General features: G+C 38.2%; 17 protein-coding genes. 15 read left to right on the plus strand and 2 right to left on the minus strand.

Features of this window, described 5'->3' with window-relative positions:
* The first annotated feature begins 153 nt into the window (after window positions 1-153).
* The 5 genes from ACZ5QH_RS13510 to ACZ5QH_RS13530 all read left to right on the plus strand — a co-directional run bounded on the left by ACZ5QH_RS13510 (window position 154) and on the right by ACZ5QH_RS13530 (window position 4,308).
* Window positions 154-693, plus strand: coding sequence for a glycine zipper domain-containing protein (locus ACZ5QH_RS13510; protein ID WP_004822419.1), 540 nt, complete (start codon window positions 154-156; stop codon window positions 691-693).
* Between the two features lie 163 nt (window positions 694-856).
* Window positions 857-1,870: an LLM class flavin-dependent oxidoreductase gene (locus tag ACZ5QH_RS13515; RefSeq protein WP_004822422.1), complete on the plus strand. Its 1,014-nt coding sequence runs from the start codon at window positions 857-859 to the stop codon at window positions 1,868-1,870.
* A gap of 237 nt (window positions 1,871-2,107) precedes the next feature.
* Window positions 2,108-2,590 carry an inner membrane protein YiaA gene (gene yiaA, locus ACZ5QH_RS13520; protein WP_004822423.1) on the plus strand — a complete coding sequence of 161 codons (483 nt, stop codon included), beginning with the start codon at window positions 2,108-2,110 and terminating at the stop codon, window positions 2,588-2,590.
* Between the two features lie 213 nt (window positions 2,591-2,803).
* Window positions 2,804-3,733, plus strand: a complete 930-nt coding sequence (locus ACZ5QH_RS13525; RefSeq protein ID WP_004822426.1) for a hypothetical protein — start codon at window positions 2,804-2,806, stop codon at window positions 3,731-3,733.
* Between the two features lie 17 nt (window positions 3,734-3,750).
* Window positions 3,751-4,308, plus strand: a complete 558-nt coding sequence (locus ACZ5QH_RS13530; RefSeq protein ID WP_004822427.1) for an NAD(P)/FAD-dependent oxidoreductase — start codon at window positions 3,751-3,753, stop codon at window positions 4,306-4,308.
* Between the two features lie 50 nt (window positions 4,309-4,358).
* On the opposite strand, the gene ACZ5QH_RS13535 is transcribed toward ACZ5QH_RS13530, so the two are convergent.
* Both ACZ5QH_RS13535 and ppsR read right to left on the minus strand, forming a co-directional pair.
* On the minus strand, window positions 4,359-5,111 hold the full coding sequence (locus ACZ5QH_RS13535) for a hypothetical protein (protein WP_228128958.1): 753 nt from the start codon (window positions 5,109-5,111) through the stop codon (window positions 4,359-4,361).
* A gap of 112 nt (window positions 5,112-5,223) precedes the next feature.
* Window positions 5,224-6,060, minus strand: coding sequence for a posphoenolpyruvate synthetase regulatory kinase/phosphorylase PpsR (ppsR, locus tag ACZ5QH_RS13540; RefSeq protein WP_004719361.1), 837 nt, complete (start codon window positions 6,058-6,060; stop codon window positions 5,224-5,226).
* 154 nt (window positions 6,061-6,214) lie between these two features.
* On the opposite strand from ppsR, the gene ppsA reads away from it, so the two are divergent.
* The 10 genes from ppsA to ACZ5QH_RS13590 all read left to right on the plus strand — a co-directional run bounded on the left by ppsA (window position 6,215) and on the right by ACZ5QH_RS13590 (window position 19,231).
* Window positions 6,215-8,593 (plus strand): phosphoenolpyruvate synthase, encoded by a 2,379-nt coding sequence (gene ppsA / locus ACZ5QH_RS13545; RefSeq protein WP_004719359.1) that lies wholly within the window; start codon window positions 6,215-6,217, stop codon window positions 8,591-8,593.
* Between the two features lie 101 nt (window positions 8,594-8,694).
* Window positions 8,695-9,926 (plus strand): IS3 family transposase gene (locus tag ACZ5QH_RS13550; RefSeq protein WP_303577808.1). Its coding sequence is split into 2 segments (ribosomal slippage): window positions 8,695-9,040 and window positions 9,040-9,926, totalling 1,233 coding nucleotides; the frame shifts between segments, so codons are not numbered across the junction.
* Window positions 9,927-10,287: 361 nt separating this feature from the next.
* Entirely contained in the window at window positions 10,288-11,067 is a 780-nt protein-coding gene (locus tag ACZ5QH_RS13555) for an RDD family protein (RefSeq protein WP_034613420.1), read from the plus strand.
* 295 nt (window positions 11,068-11,362) lie between these two features.
* Window positions 11,363-12,427, plus strand: coding sequence for a ubiquinol oxidase subunit II (cyoA, locus tag ACZ5QH_RS13560; RefSeq protein WP_004822435.1), 1,065 nt, complete (start codon window positions 11,363-11,365; stop codon window positions 12,425-12,427).
* 3 nt (window positions 12,428-12,430) lie between these two features.
* On the plus strand, window positions 12,431-14,422 hold the full coding sequence (gene cyoB / locus ACZ5QH_RS13565; protein WP_004719352.1) for a cytochrome o ubiquinol oxidase subunit I: 1,992 nt from the start codon (window positions 12,431-12,433) through the stop codon (window positions 14,420-14,422).
* A gap of 4 nt (window positions 14,423-14,426) precedes the next feature.
* The gene (gene cyoC, locus ACZ5QH_RS13570) at window positions 14,427-15,047 is read left to right on the plus strand and encodes a cytochrome o ubiquinol oxidase subunit III (protein ID WP_004719350.1); all 621 of its coding nucleotides are present in this window, start codon (window positions 14,427-14,429) and stop codon (window positions 15,045-15,047) included.
* Window positions 15,044-15,370, plus strand: coding sequence for a cytochrome o ubiquinol oxidase subunit IV (cyoD, locus tag ACZ5QH_RS13575; RefSeq protein WP_171066910.1), 327 nt, complete (start codon window positions 15,044-15,046; stop codon window positions 15,368-15,370). Before cyoC ends, cyoD begins: the two co-directional genes overlap by 4 nt.
* 6 nt (window positions 15,371-15,376) lie before the next feature.
* A complete protein-coding gene (cyoE, locus tag ACZ5QH_RS13580; protein WP_004719345.1) occupies window positions 15,377-16,255 on the plus strand; it encodes a heme o synthase in 879 nt (292 codons plus the stop codon).
* 86 nt (window positions 16,256-16,341) lie between these two features.
* Window positions 16,342-18,474: a PA5441 family protein gene (locus ACZ5QH_RS13585; protein WP_303577807.1), complete on the plus strand. Its 2,133-nt coding sequence runs from the start codon at window positions 16,342-16,344 to the stop codon at window positions 18,472-18,474.
* A gap of 7 nt (window positions 18,475-18,481) precedes the next feature.
* Entirely contained in the window at window positions 18,482-19,231 is a 750-nt protein-coding gene (locus ACZ5QH_RS13590; RefSeq protein ID WP_303577806.1) for a DUF3142 domain-containing protein, read from the plus strand.
* Window positions 19,232-19,272 lie beyond the last annotated feature (41 nt).

Consider the following 19,272-nt stretch of genomic DNA (forward strand, 5'->3'; position numbering starts at 1 on the left):
TTCACATAATATGAATAAATTAATCAGCCAAATATACAATCCACACACAAAACACAGAAATTGCTTACATTCAAATCCATAATTATTGCTAAATGTTTCGTTATTCTAGCCTCAAGTTAAAGAATTCGAAGAAGCTTCGATCAGGAGTTTAAAATGAAATTACAAGCAATCCTTGGTGCAACTGTAATTGCAGCAACAATGATGACGACTGCACATGCAGGCAACTCAACCAATACAGCATTAACATCTGCACTTGGTGGTGTGGTGGGTGCTGCGATTGGCCAACAAATGGGTGGTTCAACAGGCGCGATGATTGGTTCTGCAATCGGTGGTGGTGTTGGCGCAGGCGCTTCATCAAATAAACGTGACCGTAATGGTGCGATCATCGGTGGTGCTTTAGGTAGTGCTGGTGGTTATACCGTAGGTCGTAATGTGACGGGTACTTCAACTGGTGGCTATATTGGCGCAGGTCTTGGTGCTGCAGGTGGTTCGGCATTAGGTCAAAAAGTCAGTGACGACCGTCGTTATGATGATCGCTATGACAACCGTTATGGACGTTACAATGATCGATATGATCGTGGCGGTTACCGTAATGTTGATTATCGCTATAATGACCGTGGCTATCGTAAAGACAATGGCAATCATTATGGTCACTACAAAAACAAGAATCATTGGAATAACTGGAAAAATTAATTTCAGTCCAAAATTAATATCCAATTATTTAAATCAAGCACCTTCGGGTGCTTTTTTTGGATAATAAAATCAACATCAAAACCACCAAATATCGACAATTTTCGATATACATTTGCACACTTATATCGTATTATTTCGATATATATTATTTTCGAGTTTAAAAATGTCGTCTTTAACAGATACCGCATTAAAGAATACGAAGTTCTCTATCCTAGAACTCGCACCTGTTCGAGAAGATCAAACAGTTGAGTTTTCACTTAAGCATGCATTGCAACTTGCTCAGCATGCAGAGCAGTTAGGCTTTGATCGCCTTTGGTTAGCTGAACATCATAATATGGACGGTATCGCCAGCTCCGCAACTGCTGTATTACTGGGTTACATCTTAGCCAATACAAAAAATATTAAAGTGGGCTCGGGAGGGATTATGTTACCCAACCATGCACCTTTAGTGGTTGCTGAACAGTTTGGTACCTTGGCAACACTCTATCCAAATCGTATTGAACTCGGCTTAGGTCGTGCGCCCGGAACAGATCCAACCACCATGCGTGCATTAAGACGTGGTCGTCAAGAAACAGAAGAGCAATTTCCACAAGATGTTTTAGAAATTTTAAGCTATTTCGCCGATGCGGTGCCTCAGCAAAGAATTAAAGCAACACCTGGGCAAGGTACGCATGTGCCTGTGTGGCTTTTAGGATCGAGTCTTTTTAGCGCACAACTGGCGGCTAAATTGGGGCTTCCTTATTCATTTGCCTCACATTTCGCACCGAGAATGTTAGGACAAGCCATTCAGCTCTATCGTGACAATTTTGAACCATCCGCCTATTTAGATAAACCGTTTGTATCTATGGGGGTTCCTACTGTGGTCGCCCAAACCGATGAGGAAGCAGAGTATCTAGCCACAAGTGTGTATCAACGTATTCTTGCATTACTGACAGGACAAAGTTTAAAACTGAAACCGCCTGTAGCAACAATGGAAGGCCGATGGTCTGCATCAGAGAAAATGTCCGTACAAAACTTCTTAGGTATGGCGCAAATTGGCTCACCAGACACAGTGAAGAACGGTTTAAAGCAACTTTTAGAAAAATATCAGGTAGATGAATTTATTTTCACTTGCGATATTTATGATACACAGAAGCGCCTAGACAACTTTAGTTTATTGATGGATTTAAAAAAATAATACAAATCAATCATGTTTTCCTCTTTACCAAAATGAAATGACAAATTTCATTTTGGTTTTTTTTGATTTAACTGTCCTATAGCTGAAATATCCAATTGATTTAAAATACTATTTATTATCTCCCACACTTAAACACTATTTGAATTAGCTCTCATAAATTGAAAAGATTTGCCATCTCATTTCAAATCAGCATAATAGAACATATAAAAATCAGTAAAATAGTAATAAGGAACAACAATGAACCAATATATCAATAAACCCACCCCTGCTTTTATTGCAGTCAGTTGGGTGGCTTTACTTGCTGGTGCAGCAGCCTACTGTGTCGGTTTATTCAATGCAGAAATTCTATTAAATGAAAAAGGCTATTATTTAATCCTGATCCTTTATGGTCTATTTTCTGCTGTTTCACTACAAAAAGTTGTTCGGGATAAACTTGAAGGTCAGCCAGTCACAGCAATTTATTATGGACTATGCTGGGCTTCAGTGGTGATCTGTATCGTTCTGCTCGCATTGGGTTTATGGAATGCGACCATGGCACTCAGTGAGAAAGGTTTTTATATCATGGCTTTTTTACTTAGCCTCTTTGGTGCTGTTGCTGTACAAAAGAATATACGAGACTTGGAATATCTCAGAACGAATTCACAGCCTGAATTGCCTCAGCCCCACCCTGTTCAACAAGTTGAAGTTAAAGAACTTGAAACACCAGAAGATAAATTTTAATTGTTAAACAATCTATTGCTCCAAATGATAAGACTTGTCCTTTTATGACAAGTCTTTCTTTTTATCTCAATCACTTAGCTAAATTTTCACATTCAAAATCAAACCATTACTGGGTTGATATTTTTCATCATTCCACAATGAATATCTTTGCCAATTGATTCACAGAAATATTAAATAAAATGCAATGAAATCCTTATTTTTGATAGATTTGCTATGGCTTCAATTGACTTAGAAAAAATGTTAGATAAAGTCAAAAACACACAATGGACTTTATCCGATATTGATTGGGATGCACCAGGCCGTGAGCTGGTTACAGCTGAACAATGGCCAAAACTTAAAGACTTTATGGCAGATCTGATGTGGATTGAGCATGTAGGTGCCCGTGCATTTTCAGCAATGTCAAAAAAAGCGCCAACGGCAACTTTACGGGAGATGTACGCCATCTTTCATGCCGAAGAACAACGCCATGCCAATGCAGAAATGGCGCTCATGAAACGCTGGGGAATGTTGGATGGTGATATCCCTAAACCAAATAAAAATTTACGCTTGATTATTGAATGGCTAGATACCTATGCCGATGAAATGCCTTTTTATATTTTAGGCGCAGTGATTCCCATGCTTGAAGTGGCTTTGGATGGCGCTTTATGTACCTTTTTATTGGATACTGTAGATGATCCAGTTTGCCACCAAGCCTTTGAACTGATTAATGGCGATGAAGCACGCCATTTAGGTGTGGGTTTCAGTGTAATGGAAGCACAAGGGATCAATAAAAGCGTCATTGAGCTTGCCCAAATGGCTGCACGAGTAATCGACCCACGTTTGATGCTGGGTATTTTGGCCTACTTACCATTGATCAATAAAATGCGTGACAACGTCATTAAGCTCGGGCTTCCTGAAGAAAAATTATATGCAGCAATGAATAAATTTTCAAAAATTGGCGGAAGAACAGCGGAAGGACGCCGTAACCCATGGTTCCAAATCATTCAATTTCATGGCAAAAATGTAGTAGATCGCAATAAAAAATGGTTCCATATCCCGATTGATGCCATGGTTAGCGTGACTGACAAGATTCCTGAAAAGTCTTTACCTAAAGTCCCAAGTTGGATATATCAATTAACGTCAGAACCCACTGCGACCAATTAGTATAAAAAGGAAATAATATGCTCGATAGGAAAAAGAGTCAAAATGAAGGTTTTTTTCAAAATCAGCCGGAATTTTTTAAGCATTATAAAGGTAAAATTATTGCATCTACTGAGATTAAACTCACCGATTTTACCGGTTTAAACGTGGCAATTATTGGTGCAAATCAACTTACAGTCACACACCTTAGCCACGTTTTAAACAGTGCTGAATTTGTAAAAGTGTTTCAAATCACACCCGCTTTTATTTTACCGCAAACTGAAAAAGGGGTTCAAAAGTTAATTTCGCACCCTTTGATTATCAAAAATCGTCGTTTGTTTAATCATCGTGTTAAATCAATGTTGGCGATTCGTTATCTAGAGTCGCAAGTTCAGGAACAATGGTTAAAACGTCAGTTGATGCCGAACTCTGCGTTAAAGAGTAAAGTATTTTTAAAATCAGATACTTACTATACAGCATTGCAACGTAAAAACTGTAAATTAATCACTTGGCCAGTCGTTAAAATTACTGAAAATGCAGTACAAAGTATGGAAGGAATTGAACATTTAGTGGATGTGATTATTACCACTTACGAATAATAGTTTGAGAAGGTTTGAACTTAAGAGGCTTTTAGGCCTCTTTTATTTAATTATTTGACCACACCACTGTAACGATAACCCTGTGGAGCTTTTTGATAACGTAAATAGTTATTGGTCAATTTTCCTGAAGCATTCACCACCAATATATCAATATTTTTTAAGTCTTTTGAGATACGGATAAAATCTTCAGCAGAACGCTCCCATTCCTGACAATCATTTTCAACACCAATTGAATCAAGTTTTTGAGTCTTGGTTTCAAAAATGGGGTGCGCGACAAATTTGCCGTTGTTCAATACAAAGGAGTGAATGCGATAGCCCCTTGAACAAGTACTATTAATAAATAGACTGGTGACTAAATAAACGTCCTGATTTTTAATTTTGACTTGCGCAATTTTATCGATAAATCCCACTTGAGCTAACTCTTGGGACGCCAATCCATTGCTTCGCTTCACCTGAATTAAACTATATGGTTCTCTCATCGTTCCCCCAGCAGAAACGTCCATTGTATAAAATTTGATTTTTCGATCAGGGCTGTAATGGATATCCAGCATATTTTTTTCAGTGAGTTTTGCAAACGAATATGCAAAACTCGATGAATCATTTTTTATTTTATTTTCAATTTCATTGGAAATTTTTTCATTGTACTGATCACATTCAGCACGTCCTGAACAGGTTTTTTGATAATATTTTTCAACCAACCCATTTTCAAATTTGCTCAATGATTCAGCATTGGTTTGTTGTGCAAATATACTTTGTCCACTTACAAGTATGAAAAATGAACTCACTTTTAATATCTTATTCATATAACAAATCACACTATAAAAAATAATAAACATAAAAGAAAAAGAGCCAAATCTTGATTCAGCTCAATACTGTTGTTACACCACAACACACATCAAAAAATATAATGATGGATTATCCAATACGACGTTTTAGACCTGTCATTTGTAATACGCGTGTTGAAATTTCTTCAATCGACATCTCTGAAACATTTAAATATTTAATCCCTTCAGAAATATAGATCCCTTCAACAGCACGCAGCTCCATCTGACACTGCGAAAAGCTCGCATAGCGACTATTGGCTTTACGTTCAGAACGAATGGCAACGAGACGTTCAGCATCAATCATCAAACCAAATAGTTTATTTTTATGTTCTTTCAGTACCGCAGGTAAGCGATTATCGTCTAAATCTTCTTCGGTCAATGGGTAGTTTGCAACTCGAATACCAAACTGCAAAGATAAATAAATTGAAGTTGGAGTTTTACCAGAACGCGATACGCCGATCAGGATTAAATCTGCTTTGTCATAATGGCGGGTACGTGCCCCATCATCGTTATCCAAAGCAAAATGAACAGCATCAATACGTGCTTTATACGACTCAGAATCCGTCACAGCATGGGTTTGTCCGACTAAAGTTGTAGGCGGTGTACCTAAAACGTCCGACAACTTACTAATAAGCCCTTCAAAAACATCAAGATTTACAGCATTTGCAGTGTTAATAATGTCACGAACATAAGGGTCAACCAAAGTATCGAATACCAAAGGTTGTTGACCATCTTTATCCGCCCTTTTATTGATTTCTTCGACTACATTCATTGCAGCTTCTTCAGAGGTAATATAGGGAATAATATGGATATCAAACTTTACATGAGGAAATTGCGCTAATAATGAATGCCCAAGGGTTTCAGCCGTAATCGCTGTACCATCAGAAATAAAAAATACGCTCCGCTTTATTTGGTTACTTTCTGACATTAAAAATCTCCTCAAACATTTGTCTTAGCGATGTATAATCTTTATAGTAAGCCCATCTTACATGACTATCACTTAGTTGAATCAAAATGCTAAGTTTTTTGTTATAATTTCATGCCAAGATAGTGATTAATACTGCATAAGTGGAGTAACAACTTTGGAAGCACGCGTAATCGGTCTGGAAAAACTAGGTAAACACGACGTTGAGATCGTGGGTGGTAAAAACTCTTCACTTGGGGAAATGATCAGTCATTTAGCAAATGCTGGTGTATCGGTTCCAGGTGGATTTGCAACGACTGCTGATGCATATCGCGAATTCCTAGAGCAAAGTGGCCTAAATGCTAAAATCAATGCAGAACTTGCAGCATTAAATGTTGATGATGTAATCGCACTGGCAGAAACTGGTGCAAAAATCCGTCAATGGATTGTAGAAACTCCACTTACTACAGGTCTAGAGACTGAAGTTCGCGAAGCATTTGCTGCCCTTTCTAACGGTAATCCTGACATCGCTGTTGCGGTACGTTCTTCTGCAACTGCTGAAGACTTACCAGATGCTTCATTTGCGGGTCAACAAGAAACTTTCTTAAACATTCGTGGGATCGACAACGTTCTTATCGCAATTAAAGAAGTTTTTGCTTCACTTTATAATGACCGTGCCATTGCTTACCGTGTACACCAAAATTTTGCACATGATATTGTTGCGCTTTCTGCTGGTATTCAGCGTATGGTTCGCTCTGAAACGGGTGCTGCAGGTGTAATGTTTACACTTGATACAGAATCTGGTTTCCGTGAAGCAGTATTTATTACTGCTTCTTACGGTTTAGGGGAAATGGTTGTACAAGGTGCAGTAAACCCTGACGAATTCTATGTTTCTAAGCCACTTCTAAGAAATGGCAAACATGCCGTTATTCGCCGTAATCTTGGTTCTAAACACCAAAAAATGATTTATGGTGAAGAAGGTGCTGCAGGTAAATCTGTTGTGGTTGTTGATGTTGAAAAAACAGATCGTCAGCAATTTGCTTTAAATGATTTAGAGCTTCAAGAACTTGCTAAACAAGCCTTGATCATTGAAGAACATTATCAAGCGCCGATGGATATCGAATGGGCAAAAGACGGTGATGATGGCCAAATCTATATCGTTCAAGCACGCCCTGAAACTGTAAAAAGCCGTGAGAATGTCGGCACAATGGAACGTTACCTCCTTAAACAAAAAGGTACAGTTCTTTGTGAAGGTCGTTCAATTGGTCAACGTATTGGTTCTGGTAAAGTTCGTATCGTTACCTCAATTAAAGAAATGGACAAAGTACAAGAAGGTGATGTTCTTGTATCTGACATGACTGACCCAGATTGGGAACCAGTGATGAAACGTGCGGCTGCAATTGTAACTAACCGTGGTGGTCGTACTTGTCATGCGGCAATTATTGCCCGTGAACTTGGTGTTCCTGCCATCGTAGGTTGTGGTAATGCAACAGAAGTGCTTGTTGATGGTCAAGAAGTCACTGTTTCTTGTGCTGAAGGTGATACAGGCTTTATTTATGAAGGTGCGTTAGATTTCGAAATTCAACGTAACTCGATCGAATCTATGCCTAAGCTTCCGTTCAAAATTATGATGAACGTGGGTAACCCTGACCGTGCATTTGACTTTGCTCAAATTCCAAACGAAGGGATTGGTCTTGCACGTTTAGAATTCATCATCAACCGTATGATTGGTGTGCATCCAAAAGCGTTGTTAAACATTGACAGCCTACCACGCGAAACACGTGCGGCCGTTCTGGCACGTACTGCTGGTTATGCATCACCGATTGAATTCTATGTTGAAAAATTGGTTGAAGGTATTTCTACCCTTGCAGCTGCATTTGCAGACAAACCAGTAATTGTTCGTATGTCTGACTTTAAGTCGAATGAATATGCGAACTTGATTGGTGGTAAGCTTTACGAGCCTGAAGAAGAAAACCCAATGCTTGGTTTCCGTGGTGCGAGTCGTTATGTATCTGATAACTTCCGTGACTGCTTTGAACTCGAATGCCGTGCATTGAAAAAAGCACGTGATGAAATGGGTTTAACCAACATTCAAATCATGATTCCTTTTGTACGTACAGTATCTGAAGCGAAACGTGTTATTGAGTTATTGGCTCAGAACGGTCTTAGACGTGGTGAAAACGGTCTTAAAGTGATCATGATGTGTGAGTTACCAACAAACGCATTACTTGCTGAACAATTCCTTGAACACTTCGATGGGTTCTCTATCGGTTCAAATGACTTAACTCAGCTAACACTTGGTTTAGACCGTGACTCTGGTATCGTTTCTCACTTGTTTGACGAACGTGATCCAGCAGTAAAAGCATTACTTTCTATGGCAATTCATGCTTGCCGTAAAGCGGGTAAATATGTAGGTATCTGTGGTCAAGGTCCTTCTGATCACCCTGATCTTGCAAAATGGTTAATGGAACAAGGTATTGAATCTGTTTCATTAAACCCAGACTCAGTTTTAGATACTTGGTTCTTCCTTGCTGAAGAAAAGATTAAACAATCTTAATCAAAGCCGTTTAAAAAGACCCTCTAGCAGGGTCTTTTTTATGTATATTGTCCCGTCCTAGATAAGGTTGACACTTTCTAAACTTAAATTTGGAGAGTGTAATGAAAACAATAGTTAAAAGAACACAAAGAGATTACAGCTTAGCTTTTAAATTATCAGTCGTAGACCAAGTTGAAAAAGGTGAAATGACTTATAAACAAGCTCAAGACAGATATGGCATTCAAGGTTGTGCTACCGTTTTAGTTTGGTTGAGGAAGCATGGTAGATTAGATTGGAGTCAAGGCACCCCATTTCGTCATGGAGAAAAACAAATGTCTGATCCTTTACCGCTAACACCAGAACAAAGAATCAAAGAGCTTGAGCAGCAATTATATGAAACAAAAAGAAAGGCTGAGTTATTTGAAACTATCATAAACATACTCGAACGAGATTACGGAGTGAGCACCACAAAAAAGCCACAAGGCAAGCAATCAAAGAAAAGCAGACGGTAGGTTTTAGTATCACTGAATGTTGTTATTATCTTGGCACAACTCGGCAAGCTTATTATAAGCAATGCAAGCAAGCCAGTTTAAGGTATAAGCATGAACAGGATGTATTACAACAAGTTCAGCAAGAAAGAATGTTTCAACCTCGCATCGGCACAAGGAAACTTCACTATTTACTGAACACGATAATGGGTATCAAAATTGGTAGAGATCGGTTGTTTGATTTACTCAGAGATCATCGTTTATTAGTACAACCTAAACGCACCTATCATAAGACAACGAATAGTCATCATCGTTTTCACAAGCATCCTAACTTGATTAAGTTTGGAATTGAGCAAGTGATACCGCAGAAACCTGAGCAGCTCTGGGTTGCAGATATAACCTATCTTCCACTAGAAACAGGAGAGGCCTATCTGAGTCTAATAACCGATGCTTGGTCTAGAAAAATAGTGGGTTATCATGTAGATGACAATTTAGGTGCAGAAGCTGTTAGCCAAGCATATATCAAAGCATTAAAGGAACGTAAAGCCCCACAATCCTCATTGATTCATCATTCAGATCGAGGTATCCAATATTGTTCAAAGAAATATCAGGAATTACATCAAAAACATAATATTCGATGTTCTATGACCGATGGGTATCTTACGAAACAGTGTTTCTCATATCAAAATGCTTTAGCTGAAAGAGTGAATGGTATATTGAAGAATGAATATCTACTTCATAAACCAAGGAGTCTTGAAGATGCTAAACGAATGGTTGCAGAGTCTATAGAAATTTATAATGTTCGTAGACCGCATATGTCACTAAAATACAAAACGCCCGATGAAGTTCATCGAGCGTTTGTGTGAAATAAGTGTCAACCTATTTCAGGACTAGACATATTTTTTTAAACTTTGATTTTAATATTCTATGAAATATCAGATTTAAGATTGGTAGTTTTTAACGTAGATGCAAATATTCGATATATCGTTGGTGTATTCAGTTTTCACATCTGTGTTTGAATGTTAAACCAAGTTTCAGGGCCACTCCTCTGCTGCTAAATAGGTTAATTTTTCTTGATATTTTAAGATTTCGTGTAAATTTAATGTTAATACATTCAAAAATCTAGTATACATAGTGGTTTAAAAAAGTAGGTGAACAAAGTTGCGGTTATGTTCATTTTCATCTACCAATTTTGTACTTTTAGATTTATTTTGAGAATTGAGTTTTATGCAAATTTACTTGGCGAGAAATAACCAACAAGCTGGTCCGTATTCAATTGAACAACTGAATCAAATGCTTGCAAGCCAGCAAGTACTTTTAACAGATTTAGCTTGGCATCAAGGATTAACGGAATGGAAAGCACTTGGTGAACTTACACAAGGTAAACTTGTTTATGAGCCTATTGGTTATGTCACACCAACGTCATCAAACAACGAACAAATTGATCGTCAACAAAATCCAGCTATCACCAATATAAAAATTGAAAAAAGTACAAAAAAAATCATTAAAGCAGCACCTGTAGGTAAACGAATCTCAGCCAAACTTATCGATTTTGCCCTTTTGTTTTTACCCCAATTCATCGCTATTGCTTATTTTATGCCTGAAGATGCAATCAAAGTTGCTTCAGATGGTTTTTCAGTAGACAACCAAGTTAAAATTGCTGAAATGATCAGCCAAAGTATGCCAGCCTATCTGAATATTGCTCTGATGGTCTTTGTACTTATTCTCTTGATCACTCAATGCTTTATGATTACCAAATTTGGACAATCTATTGGTAAAAAAATATTCAAACTGCAGATTGTTGATGTCAATACCAATCAATTGCCAGGGTCGCTAAGAGGATTTTTTGTTCGTTCATTTTTATTTCTTATCCTGTCTCAAGTTATGAGCGTATTGCCTCTGATTGCCATCATTTTCATTGTTGATTTGTTCATGTTTTTCTCTAAAGAGAATTATGCATTACATGATCGTATTTCTAAAACCAAAGTTATTGATCTTTCAGAATAATTCAAATGGCGGTTATACCGCCATTTTTTATCGCTAGCCAAGCACAAAATAATAATTTATGTTTTTGTTTTCCTTATAATTCCGACTAAAAATATCAGGTATTTTTACATCAATATATTCAACCTCTATGTATAGCTAAGTTTGACGATATGAGGCATAATGCCCTACAACGTAGCGGTGTCAGATCATTGAGAATGTTTTCTATTTAGAAATAATAGTCATTTTCAATCATGCGGCACTTTAATCGCTATCCCATATTTATATAGGGAATGGGACTCTTCACCGAGGTTGTAAAATGAGACAAACGACTTTAGCTGTATTGTCTTTATCTGCGATCGCCGCACTCTTAACTGGGTGTGGTGGTGATATAGTACTTCTAAACTCTAAAGGTCCAGTCGCTGAAGGTCAAAGTAGCCTGATGATGACTGCGATCTACTTAATGCTATTGGTCGTAATTCCTTCGATCTTGATGGCATTGTGGTTTGGTTGGAAATATCGCGCGTCAAATAAAGATGCAGACTATAAACCTACATGGGCACACTCTACTGCGATTGAAATTGTAGTATGGGGTATCCCGTGTATTATTATTGCTATTCTTGCGTATTTAACATGGTGGGGTTCACACAAATATGACCCTTACAGACCATTAACGAATACTCAAGGTCAGATGGAAGAACATTTAAAAATTCAAGCAGTCGCTGAACAGTTTAAATGGGTATTTATCTATCCTGAACAACAAATAGCTACAATTAACGAAGTTCGTTTCCCAGTCAATAAACCAATTGAATTTCAAATCACTTCTAACTTTACAATGAACTCATTCTTCATTCCTAAGTTAGCAGGTCAGGTTTATGCAATGGCAGGTATGCAAACTAAGTTACATATGCTTGCAGAACATCCAAGTCCAGCAGATGGCTACCGTGGATTCTCAGCAAACTATAGCGGCTATGGCTTTACGCAAATGCGTTTCAGAGCTCATGCTGTTTCAGATGCTGACTTCAACACTTGGGTAGACGCTATTAAAGCAGGTAAAGGTACTTCAATTAATCCTGAAGCGATCCAAAAAACCACGCTTGATGCGACTGAATTTGCTACGCTCAAAGATGGTGATCGTTCTAAACACCAAATTGAAGCAATGCTGAACAATGCGCATACTCCAGAAGAACTTAAAGCTGCACACGAAGCTGAACGTAAAGGTCCATTCCCTACTAAGCCTCATCCTGTGACTTATTATTCTTCAGTTACGCCTGACTTGTTCAAAAGCATTATCAACACTTACATGAGCAACTACCATGGTGCAGACCATGCAGGTGCTGAACATGCAGGTGCTGAACATGCAACTGCTTCTGTAGGGGAATAAGACATGTCTTTGTTATTAGGTAAACTCAATTGGGATGCAATCCCTAAAGAGCCGATTGTACTTGTAACAATGGTCATTATGGCTCTTGGTGCAATTGCAGTTTTCGGCGGTATCACCTATTTCAAAAAATGGGGTTACCTCTGGAATGTATGGTTTAAATCTGTAGACCATAAAAAAATTGGTATTATGTATATCCTTGTGTCTGTTGTGATGCTACTTCGTGGTTTCGCAGATGCAATCATGATGCGTCTTCAACTGTTCCTTGCAAAAGGTGGCGGTGAAGGTTACTTACATCCAGACCATTACGATCAGATCTTCACCGCACATGGTGTAATCATGATCTTCTTCGTAGCAATGGGTCTTGTTGTTGGTATGATGAACATCACTGTACCACTTCAAATTGGTGCGCGTGACGTTGCATTCCCATTATTAAACTCTGTGAGCTTCTGGTTATTTGCTGGTGCTGCTGGTTTGATGATGGTTTCACTAGTATTAGGTGAGTTTGCTGCAACAGGTTGGATGGCTTATCCACCTCTTTCTGGCATTCAATATTCTCCTGGTGTTGGTGTTGACTACTATATCTGGGCACTTCAGGTTTCTGGTCTAGGTACGCTTTTAACCGGTGTTAACTTCTTTGTTACCATCATCAAAATGCGTGCACCTGGTATGAAACTTATGGACATGCCGATCTTTACTTGGACTGCACTTTGTACAGCAGTATTGATCATTGCATCTTTCCCAGTATTGACTGCAACAATTGCAATGTTAACGCTAGACCGTTACTTCGGTTTCCACTTCTTCACCAATGAGCTTGGCGGTAGCCCAATGCTTTATGTGAACTTGATTTGGACATGGGGTCACCCAGAAGTATATATCTTAGTATTACCTGCTTTTGGTCTTTACTCTGAAATCGTTTCAACGTTCTCTCGTAAAACGTTGTTCGGTTACAAGTCTATGGTGTATGCAACGATTGCGATTACAGTACTTGCTTTCGTGGTATGGTTACACCACTTCTTTACCATGGGTGCTGGTGCCAACGTTAACGCGTTCTTCGGTATCATGACCATGATTATTGCGATTCCTACTGGTGTGAAAATCTTCTCATGGTTATTCACTATGTATAAGGGTCGTATTACCTTTACATCACCAATGTACTGGACACTTGGCTTCCTTGTGACTTTCGGTATCGGTGGTTTAACGGGTGTATTGATGGCTGTTCCACCAGCTGACTTCTTGGTACACAACTCTTTATTCTTGATCGCTCACTTCCATAACGTAATTATTGGTGGTGTTGTATTCGGTATGTTCGCAGGTATCACTTTCTACTGGCCAAAAATGTTTGGTTGGAAGTTAAATGAAACTTGGGGTAAAGCATCGTTCTGGTTCTGGTTCTTTGGTTTCTATTTTGCATTCATGCCACTTTATATCCTTGGTTTCATGGGTATGACACGTCGTTTGAATACATATGACAACCCTGAATGGGACCCATACTTAGCAATTGCTTTGTTTGGTGCTGTGCTTGTAGCAATCGGTATTGCTTGTTTCTTAATGCAAGTTATTGTTGGTTTCTTACAACGTCACGACAACATGGACAACACAGGCGATCCATGGGATGGTCGTGTACTTGAATGGTCTACTTCATCCCCTGCTCCGTTCTATAACTTTGCTGAAATTCCAAAAATCAATGGTATTGATACTTTCTGGAATGACAAAGAGAATGGTGTAGCGTATGCACGTCCTGAGAAATATGAAGATATTCATATGCCAACTGACCGTGCTGCTGGTTTTGTTATTGCCTTGTTCATTACAGCAATGGGCTTCGCTTTAATCTGGCATATCTGGTGGTTAGTCGTTGCAACTTTCCTTGGTGCTGTTATCAGCTTCATCGTAAGTTCATTCACTAAAAAAGTGGACTACTACGTACCAGCTGCTGAAGTAGAACGTATCGAAAACGAGCGTTATGCTTTACTTGAAAAACACTTGAAGAAGGACTAAGGATATGGCTGAAGTACTTCATCACGACAACCACGGACACGATGAACATCATCATCACGATGATACAGACATCACCGTCTTTGGTTTCTGGACATACTTGATGAGTGACTTGATTTTATTCGGTACACTCTTCATCGCGTTCGCTGTATTAAGCAGTCATATTCCGCCTGGTACTCCAAGTCCAAAAGAGTTATTTGGTGAGTCTTTAGGTTTCGTACTTGTTGAAACCTTTGCTCTCTTGATTTCTTCTGTGACTTTCGGTTTTGCGGTACTTGCTTCTTACAAGAAAAATGTCAACCAAGTGCTTATGTGGTTAATTATCACTTGGCTCTTTGGTGCAACATTCATCGGTATGGAACTTTATGAGTTTAATCATTTAGTTCACGCTGGTCATGGTCCTACCCACAGTGCGTTTTTATCTGCGTTCTTTACCCTTGTAGGTACGCATGGTATCCACGTAACATCTGGTTTGGTCTGGATGATCGTGTTAATGGTTCAAATCAAGAAAAATGGTTTGACTGTTCCAAATACACGTCGTCTTGCTTGCCTAAGTTTGTTCTGGCACTTCCTTGACATCGTTTGGATCTGTGTATTCAGCGTAGTTTATTTACTGGGAGCTTTATAATGAGTCATGATCATAATGCTGCTGGTGCTTCGCACGGAAACATCAAACAATACTCTATCGGCTTCATTCTTTCTGTCGTATTGACCATCATCCCTTTCGGGATGGTGATGAAAGGAATGACTGGTGGTGCAGTTGTTGCAACGATTGCGATCACTGCGATTGCTCAGGTTCTTGTACAATTAGTTTTCTTCTTGCACATGAATTCATCTTCTGAACAACGCTGGAATGTGATTGCATTCATCTATACGATTCTGACGATTGCAGTTCTATTAATTGGTTCTGTATGGATCATGAACTACTTACATTCAAACATGATGCTCTAGGGTGTCATGTTGAAAAAATATCTATTCCTGACTAAGCCAGGAATTCTCTTTGGTAACTTCGTTACCACTTTGGGCGGCTTTTTCTTAGCCGCTCAAGGTTCTGTAGATTTCCTTTTACTTCTCATCACATTACTAGGCACTACGCTTGTCGTTGCCTCTGGCTGTGTGGTGAATAATGTCATTGACCAAGACATTGACCAAAAAATGCAACGTACAATGAATCGTGCGCTCGTCAAAAAAACCATCAGCCCAACAGTTGCTTTAATTTTTTCTGCTGTGCTCGGTTTAATTGGCTTTGCTTTGTTGTGGTTTTTTGTCAACGCCTACGCATTTGGCTTTGCTGTACTCGGCTTTGTTGTGTATGTGATTTTTTATAGTCTTTGGAGTAAACGTACTACCATTCACCAAACTGTGATTGGAAGTATTTCTGGCGCAAGCCCTCCTGTAATTGGATATACTGCTGTTTCCAACGGATTTGATGTTGCCGCTTTGCTGATTTTTTTAGCTTATGCACTCTGGCAAATGCCACATTCTTGGGGAATTGCAATCTATCGATTTGATGATTATAAAAATGCAAATATTCCAATTTTACCTGTAGCCCGTTCAATTTTTCGCACGAAAGTTGAAAGTTTAATTTACGTTATTCTCTTTGCTGCAGTTTTAAACGGATTGTATTGTTTTGGCTATACCAACATTTTCTTCCTTATTACCTTTAATGCTTTATGTGCCTATTGGGTATATTTGTCGATTATTGGATTTAAAGCTGAAAATGATCAGGTCTGGGCAAAAAAATATTTTTTGTATTCCGTCATTCTAATTACAGCGCTCAGTGTGAGCTTTAGTTTTAGTTATGTCTCCCCTGCACCTCATTTGCCACTGTTTTAAAAAAAGATAGAGTTCTCTCTATCTTTTTTTTATCTGCATAAATAAAATTAAAATATTAAAATTTTTATTATAACGATAGGCACTTTATGCTTTTTAAAAATAAAACACTGCGATATGTCTTTCTTGTCGGTTTACCTTTGGTAGTTCACCCTACTTCTAGCTTTGCTGGCGCTGCAGAAGAAATCGCATCACCAACTTTTGACCTAAACAACAATCAATATCGTATATTAAATCTCCCCATACTCTATCCAGCCAATGATAATAGAACCAACATGATGCTACTGCTAAGTGACAAAGGTTTAGCAAGTATCAAAGCATTTGAAGTTGATAAAATGAGTTTATGGGATACGTCTAGTGGCTTAGTCCCTTTTTACCCTACCGAACTAACTCAAGCATCTGAAAATAAGATTCCAAACAAACGTGCTTTTTATGATGCAAATGATCACGTCTATGATGAGCGCTGTATAACGCTCAAATCTGGTGCTGAAGTTTTTCTTCAACAAGTTTCAAATCACAAGAAAATATCTCAAAACGAAAAAAGCAGCTTGTTAGAACAACGTAATCAGATCAAAGATTGTCAACAAACTATTCCATTGATTCAGATCAATGCACAATGGACACAATCCGCTCAACAGTATGCTTCTTATTTAAATGGGATCATTTTATTTTACAAAGCTAACTATTCCTCAGCAACTAAAATATTTACAGCACTAAGCCAAGTTGATGACCCTTGGTTAAAAGAAACCGCTCAATACATGCTCATCCGCACATCATTAAATGAGCTGTATAGCCAGTCATTAGGAACTTACGGTGATTTAGATACTCAAAAAGTTGATCAAGCACTTCTTAAAACTTTTTTTAATCGCATTACTGATTATTTTAAGCTTTACCCTAAAGGTCAATACGTAGCCAGTGCCAGAGGTTTTTTACGCCGAGGCTACTGGATTGCCAATCAACAAGATGCGCTAGTCAAAGAGATGATTTGGCAGATGGATCACCCCAAATCAGATTATTACAATCTCGATATGTCCACTTTGCCGGCCGAAATAGATCGCAAGGTATTTGGTTTAGAAAACTTCAACGCAAAAACACTCAACGATCCTTTCTTTTTAGCCATCTATGATCTGATGTATATGCGTCAGAGTGATTCTACGCAGTACCGGCCAATTAGCTGGTCCGAGTTAAATGCACAAAAACCAGTATTTAAGGAGCAACCTGAGTTGTTCCGTTATTTACAAGCCGTTCATTTATATTTTATTCAGAAAAAACCGCAAGATGCGTTAAATTATTTACCGAAACAAAAACCCAATTCCATTCAAAATTATTTAGAACTCAGCCAATATACGCTTAAAGGGGTCATTCTTGAAAAAAGTAGTGATAAAAATCTGGTTGAACAATATTGGGACCATTTACTCGCAATTTCTGCTAATCCTTATCAAAAAGCTTTGGCAGAAGTCGCCCTAGCGATTCACTATAAAAACACCAATAACCAAAATGCCTTTTTAGGAAATCATTCAAAAATCAAACAAGCAAGCTTACAGAAAGCATTCATTACTCAAATTGCCGATGTCAAAGCTTTAGAAAGTATCATTACTGCCAAAGACAGTTCAGCTGATAAAAAGAATCTGGCTTTATATACATTATTAGATAAAAGCTTAATGAGTCAAAACTATGCGGTATTCAATAAAGCCTATACCACATGGTTACCTCAAGATGCCTCAGAATACAAAGCATACAACAGCAAAATTAAAGCTTATAAGTCAGAACCCCACTTCGAAGTTTTTGTTTGGAATGGTCATGAAATTACACCAACGCTCAAATGCCCTAAATTAAGCACCTTAACAGCTGGCTTAGAAAAAAATCCGAAAAATTTAACTTATCGTTTATGCCTAGGCGAATATATGCGTAATCAAGGCACTGCTTTAGAAAGTTTTTATGGTGACTATTACTATGGTCCAAGTTTTAGCCAACCGAAAAATGCCTTTACAGGTGAAACTTTTAGTCGTGGTGAGGTCTATAAAGAAATTATTAAATCGAATTCTAAAAGTGAATTACAAGCTTATGCGCTTTATCGCGCTGTTATGTGTTATTCGCCGAGTAGTATAAATGTCTGTGGTGGAAAAGAGGCCACAAAATCCACACGCAAACAATGGTACGCACAAATTAAACGTGACTATCCAAATACCACATGGGCAAAATCTTTAAAATATTATTGGTAGTTGATTCATGCTTAAACAGATTTTCTCGGTTCTACTGACAATCCATTGTTGTTTAGGATTAATGGCATGTCAACCGAGTCAATCCGCGACAGCCTCAGATCAGGTCAATGCAAATGACTATGATGCCTTTTGGATTTGGGGAAATATCAAGTCTGCGCCTTATTTAAGTAAAGCTAAGGAAATCTATATTTTACAAGGTGAAGTTAGGCTGGAGAAAAATTCCAACCAATCTATCTTGATCCAACAGGGCATTTCTGTGGTTAAAATTCCACATCAGAAAGTATGGTTAGTTTTTCGAAATCATCATTTAAATTGGCAAGGCGCTGAAATAGAAAAAATTTTACAACGCGTCCGACAGTGGGAAAGCGCAGGCAATCACATTCAAGGTATTCAAATCGACTTTGATGCACCAACTAAAAATTTAAAAGCATATGGCTTATTTCTACAACAGCTTAGAAAGCAGTTACCACAGCATTATCAACTCAGCATCACCAGTTTGATGGATTGGGCCAATCTGCGTGATCCAGATACACTAAGGCTATTTAGAGAAAATATTGATGAAATGGTGATTCAAACCTATCAAGGCACTACGACTATTCCAAATTATCAGACTTATTTAACCAAGGCTTCAACATTGAAACTGCCTTATAAAATTGGTTTGGTACAACATGGTAAATGGGATCAGCAACTTAAATTTGATACTGATCCAAACTTTAAGGGTTTTGTGGTGTTTTTATTACCACAAAATAAATCATGAATTAATCTAATCAATAAATTCACGTTTTTATTCAATTTAAC

The sequence above is a fragment of the Acinetobacter sp. Ac8 genome (assembly GCF_055392545.1).